Genomic DNA, 13646 nt, shown 5'->3' on the forward strand with positions numbered 1-13646 from the left:
TTATTGATTTTTATTTTGAAATATTATATCACAAAAAATAGATTATTTTGACAAAATAATAATTATAATCTAAACTTTAATATGGAAAGGAGATGAAAAAAGCTATGCAACGAGAAACAAGACAAAGGAAATTAGTCTCGGAGATTTTAATGGAGAGTATGGATCATCCAGATGCTCTTACTGTTTTTAGAAGAGCAGAGGGAAGAGGAGCAAAAATAAGTTTGGGTACTGTTTATAGAACTTTAGAGCTTTTAGTGAATGAGGGTAAGGCTCTAAAATTTTATGATAGAAGTGCAGTCGCCCGATATGATGCAAAGATAGTACCTCATCATCATTTAATTTGTAAGATCTGTGGGAAGGTTGAAGATTGGGAGGGAGAAAATTTAAATAGTGAAATGATTAGGAAAGAAATAGAGAAAAGTACTTCTTTTAAAGATGTAGATTTTCATATGATTATTTATGGTATTTGTGAAGGATGTGCAAAAAGGAGTAGATAATATTTTAAGTAAAAGAGAAAGATTAGAAAAAATCAAAATTATTTTAAAACAAAATTATATAGGTACCCAAAAAGAGTTAATGGAAGCCTTAAAAAAAGAAGGCATTAATGTGGTACAGGCTACTTTATCTCGAGATCTTAAAGAATTAGGAGTCATAAGACAAAATACTGAGTTTGGAAAAAGATATATTATTCCGGAGAATAATTTCAATTTACTATCCTTAAAAGACCTATTCAAAAGGGTCGTGATAAACATTGATTATGCAGAAAATCTTATTTTGGTGAAAACTTTACCTGGTAATGCACAGGCTGTCGCCTTTATGTTAGATAATTTTATGAAAGATTGGGATTATTTTGTAGGTAGTGTAGCAGGAGATGATACGATATTAATAGTTTTGAGAACTAAGGAGAAAATACAAGTAGCATTATCTAAACTTCAAAATTTACAGGAGTAAATGCTTAATAATAAAAAAGATACCATATATCTTTTTGAAGAATTTAAAGACTATTTACCCTATTTATATCTGATTTCTGATTTATTAGGAGCAGATCTTTACTTATATCAACCTATCTGGGATTTATCTGCTGTTGTTTTAATATCGGAGGCTCATCCTAAGGTAGTACCTCCAATTTCTTTGAGGCAAGAAGTGGGAAAGCTTATATTTTTTGAAGATGAGCCAGAGATATTTAAGCTAATATACTCCGATAAATCAAAGATAAGAAAAACTGATATTGTAATAGGAGGATTTCCGGTAGAAGAGGAGTTTTATTCTATTAAAAAATCAGGAAAGATTATAGGAATTCTTAAGATACAGAGAAATCTTTTAATACATAATGAATTTCCTTATAATTCAAGGGTATTCAAAGAAACATCCCATTGGTTAATAAAATCTTTTATTAAGCAAGAACTAAGTTGGAAAGGATATGTGGACCCACTATTAGATAATGAAGGGGTTTTAATCCTTGATAAAGATGGTATAGTGCTTTTTGCTAATATGGCTGGAATGAGACTATTTAGAACTCTTGGAGAAGTGGGAAATATCTTGGGAAAAAAAATTAAAGATCCTTTCTTCTATAAATTCGTAGATGCTTATAAAGAAATGGGTACTGTTAAGGCATATGGGGAAGAACTCTTTGAAGAATATGGCGAAGAAACAAGAAGTTTTTATAAGAGAATACTTCCAGTTTCAAAAGGGGATAATTCTCTATGGAGAATATTTTATTTAATAAAAGAGACAACTGAGCTTCGTCAAAAGGAAAGGGAATTAAATTTTAAATCAGTACTTATCAAGGAAATTCATCATAGGGTAAAAAATAACTTGCAAACTATAGCAAGTCTTTTAAGGATACAAATGAGGCGACTTGACTCTGAGAGTGCCAAGATAGCACTACAAGAAAGTATTAATCGAATAAATAGTATTGCATTAGTACATGAATCTTTATCTAAATTTGAAGAAGATAGAGTTGATATCATAGAGGTGGCTGAAAAATTACTTAATGCATTTAAGCAGACTTATCAGCAGCTTCCTTGTAATTTTAAATTTGAAAAAAACAAAAAAAATATTTTCTTATCATCTAAGAAAGCCACATCAGTAAGTTTAATTATGAATGAGCTGTTACAAAATGCAGTAAAGCATGGCACTTCTGAAGATATAGTTACAGAAATTATCCTTTCCATAAATCAGGATGATAAGTATATAATATTAGAGGTGACAAATACTCTTTTAGATAAAGAAACAAAAAGTTCAGAGCTTCTTTCATCTAAAGGAAGTTTAGGTTTTCAATTGGTTCAAATGTTAGTAGATGAAATTAGAGGTAAAATAGATATTGATAAAGTAGATGATACATTAAAAATTAAGTTGATCTTTTCAAGAGGAGACGAATAATATGCCTAAGTATCATATAATTACCTATGGTTGCCAAATGAACAAATCAGATTCGGAGAAAGTGGCAGGTATACTTGAAAAATTAGGTTTTCTTCCTACTGATAGGGAAGAAGATGCGGATCTTATACTTTTGAATACCTGTTCTGTAAGGGAAAGAGCGGAAGAGAAGGTATTTGGTAAATTGGGAGAACTCAAAAAGTTAAAAAAGAGAAATCCAGAATTAAAAATTGGAGTTTTTGGATGTATGGCTCAAAGGATGAAAGATGAACTTGCAGAAAAATTTTCTCATGTGGATTTTGTTTTAGGAAGTTATAAATTTATAAGACTTCCCGAAATATTAGAAGAACTAAAAGATAATAAAAAAGTTATATTATTTGATGACGAGCCTTATCCAGAGGACCTGGATTGGAAAATTATAAAGAGAGATAGTAAATTTCAAGCTTGGATACCTATTATTTATGGATGTAATAATTTCTGCACGTATTGTATAGTACCTTATCTTAGAGGAAGAGAAAGGAGTAGAAAATTAGAAGATATTGTAGAGGAAGCAAAATATTTGGCGGAACAAGGTGTTGTAGAAGTAACTCTTCTTGGACAAAATGTGGATTCTTATGGTAAAGATCTTGGTGATGTTGATTTAGCGGATCTATTGGAAGAGATTCATAAGATCTCTAATATTAAGAGAATAAGATTTCTTACTTCCCATCCAAGAGATGTAACTGATAAGCTCATTAAAAAAGTGGCAAAACTTCCTAAAGTTTGTCCGCATTGGCATCTACCATTACAAGCTGGATCTGATAGGGTTTTGAAAAGAATGGGTAGAGGATATACTTACCAAGAGTATAAGGATTTAATATATAAAATAAGATCTGAAATCAAGGATTCGTCTTTTTCAACCGACATTATAGTAGGATTTCCTGGAGAAACAGAAGAAGATTTTCAAGCTACAAGAAGAGCTTTAGAAGAGCTAAGATTTGATACTGTGAATTTAGCTATTTACTCCCCAAGGCCTGGAACTCCAGCAGCTAATTTTGAAGATCCAATTCCTTTTGAAACCAAAAAGAAATGGTTTGAAGAATTAGAAAATCTTCAAAGAAAGATAATATATGAAAAAAACTTAAGTATGATAGGAAAGGAAGAAGAAGTACTTGCTGAAGAAATTAATCCTAAAAATCCAGAAGAAATAAGCGGTAGGACAAAAAATTTTCGTCTTGTATTTTTCCCAGGTAATAGATCCCTTCTTGGAAAATTATTAGTGGTAAAAATAAAAGAAGCTAGATTATGGTCTCTAAAAGGCGAAGTTGTAAGAGAGGTGAATGATTAAATATTTTATGGAAAATATGACTCCTCTTTATAAACAATATAAGAGTATAAAAGATCAATTTTCAGATGCAATCCTCCTTTTTAGACTTGGAGATTTTTATGAGGCTTTTGAGGACGATGCAAAGATTATATCTCAAGAATTAGATATCGTGCTTACTTCAAAAGAGGTTGGAAAAGGAAAAAGAATTCCAATGGCAGGTGTGCCCTATCATGCTTTAGATAGCTATCTTTCAAAATTGGTACAAAAAAAATACAAGGTTGCAATTTGTGAGCAAGTTGAAAATCCTGCTTTAGCTAAAGGACTTGTAAAAAGGGAAGTAGTAAGAGTTATTACTCCTGGAACTCTTGTTGAGGATACTCTTTTGGAAGATAGAAATAATAATTTTCTATCATCAATCTATATATTAAATAAAGAATATATAGGTATAGCTACTATTGATGTTTCAACTGGAGAATTCTTCGGAACCGAGTGGATGGGTAAAGATGCTGAGGAAATAATCTACTCTGAATTTGTGCGATTAAAACCTAAGGAGATTATTCTACCTTTTTCAGCAAAGGATATTTTGGTGGATATATTAACTGATTTAAAGAGGGATATAGATCCTAAAATTACTCTCGTACCTGAGGAATATTTCGAAGAGGTAGAACATAGTTTGGAATTTTCCGAACCAAAAGAGAATTATCCCTTAGCCTTAAAGGCTTCTTATGGTATTTTAAATTATATAAAAGACGTAATGTTTACGATACCTACTCATATAGATAGGTTAGAGTTTTATAAACCCCATCAATATTTAATCCTTGATAGTACTGCTATAAAGCATTTAGAATTATTAGAAACTGTTAGAGAGGGACAGAGAAGAGGAAGCCTTATATGGGTGATTGATAAAACTTTAACCTCAATGGGAGCAAGACTTCTAAAGAAATGGCTTTTGCAGCCTCTTCTTAATGTCAACATTATCAGAAAAAGACAGGAAGCTATCAAGGAATTATTAGAAAAAGAAGTATTAAGAAGAGAGTTTGAAGAACTATTAAAGAACATACCAGATCTTGAAAGAATAAATTCTCGCGTAAATTATAATACTGCTACTCCGAAGGAACTTATATATCTCATGCAAGCTTTATCCTTCTCGCCTTCCTTAAGAAAGGTCTTTGAGAAAGTAGAATCTTCAAAATTAATTGAGTTAAAGGAAAATATACCAAATTTGGAACCTCTTTATGAGGAGTTAAATAGAGCTTTAGTTGATTCTCCTCCATCCCATATAAAAGAAGGTGGCTTTATTAGAGATGGTTATAATGAGGAGCTTGATGAGTTAAGAGCACTTCTTAGAGATAGTAAGAATTGGCTTATTGATCTTGAGAATAGGGAGAGAGAAAGAACAGGTATAAAGTCTCTCAAAATTGGATTTAATCAGGTTTTTGGATATTACATAGAGGTTACTAAGGCAAACTTGAACCTTGTTCCACCCGAATATATAAGAAAACAGACATTAGTAAATGCAGAAAGATTTATTACACCCGAGCTAAAAGAATGGGAAAATAAGATTCTCCATGCTGAAGAAAATATTAAAAGAATAGAAGAAAATTTATTCCAAGAGTTGAGAAAAAAAGTTGTAGAAAGGTCTAAGGATATAGAAACTTTTGCTCAGGTTGTTGCAGAATTGGATGTCTATATATCTCTCGCTAAAACTGCTAAAGATTATGGATATGTTTGTCCACAAGTTACAAATGATTATGAAATAATAATAAGACAGGGTAGACATCCTGTAATTGAAAGAATGTTACCTCCTGGTACCTTTGTTCCCAACGATACCTATTTAAGTAAGGATAAATTTATAAAACTTATTACGGGACCAAATATGGCAGGTAAATCAACATATATAAGGCAAGTTGCTCTTATTGTTATTCTTGCTCAAATGGGGTCCTTTATTCCAGCTGAGGAGGCAAAAATAGGGGTTGTAGATAGGATATTTACAAGAATTGGAGCATGGGATGATATCTCATCTGGCGAAAGTACATTTTTGGTAGAGATGAAAGAAGTTGGAAATATACTTTCTCATGCTACAGAGAGAAGTCTACTTATTTTGGATGAGGTAGGAAGGGGAACTAGTACCTATGACGGAATAAGTATTGCGTGGGCGGTGTTAGAATATATCCATAATAAACTTAAGGCCAAAACCCTATTTGCAACCCATTATCACGAGCTTACTGAACTTGAAAAAGAGCTTAAGAATCTGCAAAATTTAAGTGTTGCTGTGCAAGAAAGAGGGAAGGATATAATATTTCTTCATAAAATAGTTGAAAAACCAGCAGATAAAAGTTATGGAATATATGTAGCCCAACTTGCCGAATTACCAAAAGAGGTAATTGAAAGAGCTGAGAAAATACTCGTAGAATTGGAAAAGGGGAGAGAAATTCAAAAGAAAGAAATTATTCAACTCCCACTTTTTTCAGAGGTTACAGATATGCGATTTGAGAAATTAAAAAAGGAGATATTATCTCTTAATACTAACGAATTAACACCTATTCAGGCCCTTTTAAAAATCCATGAGTGGAAGGAAATTATAAAAGAATGGGAAAAGTAATAATACTTCCGGAAGAGATTAGAAATAAAATAGCAGCAGGAGAAGTTGTAGAAAGGCCAGTTTCTGTAGTTAAGGAACTGGTGGAAAATTCAATAGATGCAGGAGCAAAGAGAATAATAATTGAAATTATTAATGCAGGAGAAAATTTAATTTCAGTTACCGATAATGGAGAAGGTATGTCTAAGGATGATGCTATTCTTGCACTTAATAGGTTTGCTACTTCAAAAATAAAAAAAATTGATGATCTATTTAAGATAAAAACATTAGGTTTTAGGGGGGAGGCATTAGCAAGTATAGCCAGTGTTTCAAGAATGGAAATAAGAACAAAGACTGAAAAAGATAAGGGGGTTTTTATAAGAGTAGAAGGTGGAAATATGTTGGATGTATTACCATGGGAAGGAAGTGTGGGAACAAGTATTAGGGTTAAAGATCTTTTTTATAATGTGCCAGCAAGAAAGAAATTTTTAAAGACTAAGATCACAGAAAGTAATCTTATAGTAGATTTTGTAAAAAAGATTGCATTGGCTTATCCTGATATATCTTTTCAGTATATTGATGATGGAAAGACTAAATTTACCACTTTAGGGAGTGGAAAAATAGAGGATGTAATAATTGAAGTGTTTAAAAATATAAATTTGGATGATTTTATAGAATTTGAGAATACACATGGTGATTATTCTATTTGGGGATTACTAAGTAAACCTGGGAAGTTAGTTTCCATAAAGCCTCAAGATTTCTTTTATGTTAACAAAAGATGGGTAAGGAATCTTAGTATTTTTCAAGCACTAAAGGAAGGATATAAAGGCAGAATATTGGAGGGTTATTATCCTTTTGCAATTTTATTTTTAAAGGTACCTTATGATGAAGTAGATGTAAACGTACATCCCACAAAAAGGGAAGTAAAATTTGAAAAGGAAAAAGAGATTTTTAGTTTTATAGAAAATTCTATAAGAAAGGCTTTAGAGAATTATGAAAAGACATTTAGAAGAGTGGACTTAGATCAGAACATAAAAGTTAATGGGGAAAATTATGAAACTGATAAAAAAATTATCCAAGAAAATATTCAATTACCCTTAACATCAATTGAGAAGACTTATATTTCTGAAAAGACCGAGAAATATTTACCCAAAACCAAAAAAAGTTTTAGTTTTAGAATAGTTGGACAGATATTTAATAATTATGTAATAGTAGAAACTGGAGATAAGGTATTTATCATAGATCAACATGCTGCCCATGAAAGGATTAGATATGAAAGGTTAAAAGAAGAATTAAATTTAGGTCTTCTTCAAAATGTAGAGATTATTTTACCTATTATAATTGATGTTTCCTTAGAAGAAAAAAAGCAGTTAGAAGAAAAAAGAGAAATTTTAGAAAAATTTGCTTTTTCATGGGAAGATTTTGGCCCTAATAGGATAAGGCTTATAAAGGTACCATATGAGTTTTTGAATTTTGAGCCTGTATCCATTGAAAGTCTTTTTAAAGAAATAATTTCTGAGATAAATGAAAAAGATTTAGAAGTTTTAGAAGATAAAATTGTAAAAAGTATGGCTTGTCATGGAGCTATAAGAAGTGGGGATATTTTAATAAAGGAGGAGATGGAAGCTCTTATACAAATGGTTTTTGATAATCAAATCCCTATTACATGTCCTCATGGAAGACCTTATATATGGGAAATAAAAAAAGAAGAGTTAGAGAAATACTTTCATAGAAAATGAAGATACCAATTGCAGTCATTTTGGGTCCAACAGGTACAGGTAAAACGGCACTTTCTCTTGAACTTGCTAATCTTCTTCCAATAGAAATTATATCTGTTGATTCTATGCAAGTTTATAAAGATATGGACATTGGTACCGCAAAGCCTTCTGAAGAGGATAGGAAAAAAGTACCTCATCATATGATAGATATTGTTTCTCCTGATTATCCCTTTACAGTGGCAGAGTTTAAAGAAAGGGTAGAAAAAATTATACCAGAAATATATGAAAGAGGTAGATATCCTCTACTTGTAGGTGGTACTCCCCTTTACTATAAAGTCTTATTTGGTGAATTTCATATTCCCCATGTTCCACCCGATTATAAGTTTAGAGAAGAAATGAAAAAAAGAATAGAGAAGGAAGGTATTGGAAAGATATATGAAGAATTGAAAAAAGTTGATCCTAAAACAGCATCTAAAATCCATTTTAATGATTATAAAAGGATTATTAGAGCATTAGAAGTTTACTATAAGGTAGGAAAACCTATCAGTGAGTTAGCTGGTACTAAAATTGAAGATAAATATTTAGTTTCAAAAGTTGGACTTTTTTTACCAAAAGAATTACATTATGAGATTCTTGATAAAAGGGTTGATAGGATGATAGAAATGGGTTTAGTTGATGAGGTTAGAAGGCTTTACGAAAATGGAATAGATGAAGATAAGGTTTCAATGCAAGGTATAGGTTATAAAGAAATATTACAGTATATAAAAGGAAAGATAAGTTTGGATGAAAGTATAAAATTAATTAAGAAAAGAACAAGAATATTTGTAAAAAGACAGTATACATGGTTTAAAAAGGACAAAAATATTCATTGGTTTGATGTTTCTTTATATGATCTTCACCAATTGGCAATATTAGTTTATAATACCATAATCAAAGATTGGGAATTATTAGGATATAAATTCAAAGAAAGGGAAGGTGAAAGTTTTAATGATTAAAAAGGCTAAAAGAATAGAGAGTTTACCCCCTTATCTTTTTGCAAGAATTGATCAATTAAAAGAAGAGGCAATAAAAAGAGGTATAGATATAATAAGTTTAGGAATAGGAGATCCAGATCAACCTACTCCAATGCCAGTAATTCAGAAATTATGTGAAGAAGCATTAAATCCTGCAAATCATAGGTATCCATCTTATGAAGGAATGTTAGAATTTAGAAAGGCAGTAGCAGATTGGTATAAGTATAGGTTTAATGTAGACCTAGATCCTAAAAAAGAAGTTTTAACTCTTATTGGTTCAAAAGAAGGATTAGTGCATATTATTTGGGGACTTGTGGATAAGGAAGATATAGTTTTATGTCCTGATCCAGGATATCCAGTTTATAAAATAGCAACACTTCTTGCAGAAGGTATCCCTTATCCCATACCTTTAAAGAAAGAAAATAAATTCCTTCCTAAATGGGAGGATATTCCATCGGATATAGCTAAAAAGAGTAAAGTAATGTTTCTTAACTATCCAAGTAATCCAACAGGGGCTGTGATAGATAAGCATGGCTTAGAAGAAGCTGTATCATTTGCAAGAGAAAATGATATAGTGATTTTATACGATAATGCTTATTCAGAGATAACCTTTGATGGGTTTATTGCTCCAAGTATTTTAGAAGTTAAAGGAGCAAAAGATATAGCTTTAGAGTTTGGTTCGTTTTCTAAGACTTTTAATATGACTGGTTGGCGTATTGGTTATGCTGTAGGAAATAGTGATCTAATATCTATTCTTTCTACTGTTAAAACCAATGTGGACTCAGGAGTTTTTCAGGCTATTCAATATGCAGGGATAGAGGCTTTATATAATCTTAGGGATTTTCCAAAGGAAAGTAGTAAGATTTATCAAAATAGAAGAGATATGGTATTAGATGCTTTCAAAGATTTAGGAGTTGAAATTCTTCCTCCTAAGGGAACTTTTTATGTGTGGGTACCAGTGCCCGAAGGTTTTACGTCTACTGATTTTGCTGCCTTTTTATTAGAAGAAATAGGAGTATTAGTAGTACCTGGAATTGGATATGGAGATTATGGAGAAGGTTATATAAGGATTTCTACTACTGTAGAGGAGAATAAACTTAAAGAAGCTTTAAGAAGGATAAAGGAATTTTTCAGTAAGGGGGATTGGAAATCGAAAAAGCCATCCTTGTTGCTAAAATAGAAAATTTAGATGATTTAGAAGAATTAAAACTATTAGCAAAAACTGCAGGGGTATTAGTAAAGGATGTTTTAGTTTTTGGAGGTGAACCAGATCCTTCCTCATTTTTAAGAATTGGAAAATTAAATGAGCTGAAGGATCTGGTTCTTAGAAATCAAATTGATGTGGTAATTTTTAATAATGAACTTACTCCTGTACAACTGAGAAATATAGAGAGAGAAATACCAGTTAAGATTGTAGATAGAACCATGCTTATTTTAGATATTTTTGCGCAACACGCTATGACGAAGGAAGGTAAGATTCAAGTTGAGCTTGCCCAACTTCAATATCTTCTACCAAGGCTTGTGGGAAGAGGAGAAGCTCTTTCCAGATTAGGAGGAGGAATTGGTACTCGAGGACCTGGTGAAACAAAGTTAGAGATAGATAGAAGAAAAATTAGAAGAAGAGTTCATACCTTGAAGAATGAATTAGAAGAGTTAAGGAAAGAAAGGGAAGTACAAAGGAAAAAAAGATTAGATATTCCGCAAATTGCTCTTGTAGGTTATACAAATGCTGGAAAATCAACTTTGTTTAATGTACTTACAGGAGAGAATGCTAAGGCAGAAGATCTACTTTTTGCAACTTTGGATCCAATGGTAAGAAGGGTGAAATTTGAGAATGGTTGGGAATTTCTAATTTCAGATACAGTTGGCTTTATTAGAAATCTTCCCGAAGAGTTGCTTACAGCTTTTAGAGCAACATTAGAAGAGATATATTATGTAGATGTTATATTACATGTCATTGATGTATCTAACAAAAATTTTGAGATGCATATAGAAACTGTTGAATCTTTATTAGAAGAAATGGGAATTGAAGATAAACCTATAATAAGGGTATATAATAAAATTGATTTGTTAACTAAAGCTGAGTTAGCTTATCTGAGAAAAGAGTTATTTTATAGGCCTTCGGTTTTTATCTCAGCTTATCATAAAATAGGAATTAAGAAATTAAAAGGTGCAATTGTAAAAGAATTGCTAAAAGGTGTTAGAACATATAAATTTAAAATACCATATGAGAGATGGGGTACATTTCAAAAAATTAAAAGTAGAATTTATATCGAAGAAGAAAAATATCAGGATAATTTTGTAGAGATTAAAGCAAAGGTTCCAAAAGAGTACAAGAAGGTTTTGGATTCTTTAAGACTTTAAGAGTTCCCACATAGTGATTCCATTTTCTAACATATAATCATTATTAAAGAATAAATATATTTTTTTAGAATTTAATTTTTTGACTTCTTCAGCGTATTTTATAATTTCACTGTCTTTGTAATAATATGAATACCATTTTTCTTTTCCATGAAACCTCATATATACTTGAGAGTATAAATTTAGTATCATTTTATCTGGTAATTTAGGAGCACTTACTGACACTATAGTTATTCCATAGTTTTTTATTATATTAATAATCTTGTCATCAAACCATTCTATATTTCTTGGTTCAAAGGCAAACCTCTCTTTTAATTTGGTAAAATCATAAAATTTAATAATTTTTTCTAAATAGTTTATTTTTATACTTGGAGGAATTTGAAAAAGATAAAAATCAATAAAGGGATCTAAATCTAAGAAAACTTCATAAAATTTATTCCATTCTTCCATTGCTTTATCGTTAAATCTATGTAGGTGGGTGATTGAACGATTCACTTTGATGACAAATCTTAATTTCTCTGCAAAGGACAACCATTTTTTAGTTGTTTGTTTTTTAGGAATATGATAAAAGGTACTATTAACTTCTATAGCATTGAAAGGAGTATTTTCAATGTACCAATCTAAGCTTCTTTTTGGATTCCAACTATAATTCCATCCCGATGTTCCAATATAAATATCCACTTTTATTTACCCCTTAAATATTATATAATAGAATCATAAAAAATTATAAATTTTTAAAATTTTGTGTTTCCTTTGTTGACTATTTTTTACTTTTGTTCTATACTACCATGAACTTTCAAGAATGTACCTTATCTATTTTATTACTTGTATTTTTTTACATCCATAAAAAAATTTCCTTACAAGAGGAGGTTTGAGGAATGCCTTATGAGGATTTAGCAATAAAAACAAGAGCAGAATTAGCAGAAATAGCAAGAGAATTGAAAATCCCTGGGTACTATCGTATGACAAAAGAAGAAATGATAGAAGCAATAAGTAGGAAATTAGAAGAGGGGGGAGAAATTTTAATTGAGGAAAAAGGTGAAGAGATGAAAACCAAAGTAGAGCCAGATGTTTTAATTGAAAGTAAAGGAGAGACGGAGATAAAGATCGAGGAAAAGCAAGAACAAAAGGATAAGGTTATTATTGATGGTTTTGAATGTGTTTTTAGAGAGGGTTATTTAGAGATTCAGGAAGAGGGATATGGTTTTATAAGGAAAAACTTTAAGCCAAGTGATGAAGATGTATATATATCTGCATCCCAAATTAAAAAATTTGGACTTAGGTATGGTGATTTAATTGGAGGAATGGTAAGACCACCAAAAGAGAATGAGAGATGGTATGCTATATTAAGGATAGATACGGTTAATGGAAGAGACTTAATGCATTCTCGCCAAAGGCCCAAATTTGATGATCTTATTCCGTACCATCCTACAGAAAGACTAAAATTAGAAACAACCCCAGAAGAAGTAGACACAAGACTCATTGATCTTTTAGCTCCTATTGGAAAGGGACAAAGAGGTTTAATTGTTTCTCCACCAAAAGCTGGTAAAACAACTCTTTTAAAGAAAATAGCAAATGGAATTTCTGCTAATCATAAAGAAGTTAAATTATTTATTCTACTAATTGATGAGAGACCTGAAGAGGTAACCGATTTTAGAAGATCTGTTCAAGGTGAAGTAATTGGATCTACTTTTGATGAACCACCAGAAAGGCATATACAAGTTGCTAAGTTAGTTCTTGAAAGAGCAAAAAGATTGGTGGAATATGGTGAACATGTGGTTATTCTCTTAGATAGTATAACAAGGCTTGCCAGGGCATATAACTGGGCAGTACCATCAAGTGGTAGAACTCTTTCAGGTGGAGTTGAGCTTGCAGCTTTACATCATGCTAAAGAATTTTTTGGGGCTGCCCGAAATATAGAGGGTGGAGGAAGCTTGACTATTCTTGCTACAGCTCTTATTGAGACTGGTAGTCGTATGGATGATGTAATTTTTGAGGAATTTAAAGGTACTGGAAATATGGAGCTTGTTTTAGACAGAAAATTGGCAGATAGAAGAATATTCCCAGCTATAAGTATTTCAAGATCTGGTACAAGAAAAGAAGAACTTTTATATCCTGAGGATCAGTTAAAGAAAATCTGGTTCTTGAGAAGAACTTTGATAGGGCAAGAAGAGGGAGAAGCTATTGAGGGTTTAAAGAGAATGTTAAGAGAAACAAGAAATAATGAGGAATTTCTGAAATTTATTGATGGGATTATAAAGAAAGGAAATACTGTAAGAAGGTAGGTTAAG

General features: G+C 31.3%; 11 protein-coding genes. 10 read left to right on the plus strand and 1 reads right to left on the minus strand.

Going from position 1 to position 13646, the window contains the following annotated elements:
* Nucleotides 1-104 precede the first annotated feature (104 nt).
* From ACY3JM_RS05755 to hflX, 9 genes are read left to right on the plus strand one after another with little or no spacing between them, the layout of a single operon-like run.
* Nucleotides 105-497, plus strand: a complete 393-nt coding sequence (locus tag ACY3JM_RS05755; RefSeq protein WP_463082153.1) for a Fur family transcriptional regulator — start codon at nucleotides 105-107, stop codon at nucleotides 495-497.
* Nucleotides 460-951 (plus strand): arginine repressor, encoded by a 492-nt coding sequence (gene argR, locus ACY3JM_RS05760; protein ID WP_463082152.1) that lies wholly within the window; start codon nucleotides 460-462, stop codon nucleotides 949-951. Before ACY3JM_RS05755 ends, argR begins: the two co-directional genes overlap by 38 nt.
* Nucleotides 952-2382 carry a histidine kinase N-terminal domain-containing protein gene (locus tag ACY3JM_RS05765; protein WP_463082151.1) on the plus strand — a complete coding sequence of 477 codons (1431 nt, stop codon included), beginning with the start codon at nucleotides 952-954 and terminating at the stop codon, nucleotides 2380-2382.
* Nucleotide 2383: 1 nt separating this feature from the next.
* Complete coding sequence (miaB, locus tag ACY3JM_RS05770) at nucleotides 2384-3706, plus strand: tRNA (N6-isopentenyl adenosine(37)-C2)-methylthiotransferase MiaB (RefSeq protein ID WP_463082150.1); 1323 nt, start codon at nucleotides 2384-2386, stop codon at nucleotides 3704-3706.
* A 7-nt stretch (nucleotides 3707-3713) separates the two neighbouring features.
* Nucleotides 3714-6287, plus strand: coding sequence for a DNA mismatch repair protein MutS (gene mutS, locus ACY3JM_RS05775; protein ID WP_463111122.1), 2574 nt, complete (start codon nucleotides 3714-3716; stop codon nucleotides 6285-6287).
* Nucleotides 6275-8002: a DNA mismatch repair endonuclease MutL gene (gene mutL / locus ACY3JM_RS05780; protein WP_463111123.1), complete on the plus strand. Its 1728-nt coding sequence runs from the start codon at nucleotides 6275-6277 to the stop codon at nucleotides 8000-8002. The genes mutS and mutL overlap by 13 nt, the downstream gene beginning before the upstream one ends.
* On the plus strand, nucleotides 7999-8976 hold the full coding sequence (miaA, locus tag ACY3JM_RS05785; protein ID WP_463082147.1) for a tRNA (adenosine(37)-N6)-dimethylallyltransferase MiaA: 978 nt from the start codon (nucleotides 7999-8001) through the stop codon (nucleotides 8974-8976). The genes mutL and miaA overlap by 4 nt, the downstream gene beginning before the upstream one ends.
* Complete coding sequence (locus tag ACY3JM_RS05790) at nucleotides 8969-10174, plus strand: LL-diaminopimelate aminotransferase (RefSeq protein WP_463082146.1); 1206 nt, start codon at nucleotides 8969-8971, stop codon at nucleotides 10172-10174. The genes miaA and ACY3JM_RS05790 overlap by 8 nt, the downstream gene beginning before the upstream one ends.
* The gene (gene hflX / locus ACY3JM_RS05795; protein WP_463111124.1) at nucleotides 10138-11358 is read left to right on the plus strand and encodes a GTPase HflX; all 1221 of its coding nucleotides are present in this window, start codon (nucleotides 10138-10140) and stop codon (nucleotides 11356-11358) included. Before ACY3JM_RS05790 ends, hflX begins: the two co-directional genes overlap by 37 nt.
* On the opposite strand, the gene ACY3JM_RS05800 is transcribed toward hflX, so the two are convergent.
* Nucleotides 11347-12036: a DUF72 domain-containing protein gene (locus tag ACY3JM_RS05800; protein ID WP_463082144.1), complete on the minus strand. Its 690-nt coding sequence runs from the start codon at nucleotides 12034-12036 to the stop codon at nucleotides 11347-11349. The genes hflX and ACY3JM_RS05800 overlap by 12 nt on opposite strands.
* 197 nt (nucleotides 12037-12233) lie before the next feature.
* Here ACY3JM_RS05800 and rho point away from each other — a divergent pair, with 197 nt between their 5' ends.
* Entirely contained in the window at nucleotides 12234-13640 is a 1407-nt protein-coding gene (rho, locus tag ACY3JM_RS05805) for a transcription termination factor Rho (protein WP_463082143.1), read from the plus strand.
* Nucleotides 13641-13646 lie beyond the last annotated feature (6 nt).

Source organism: Dictyoglomus sp. SSW (genome assembly GCF_055181335.1).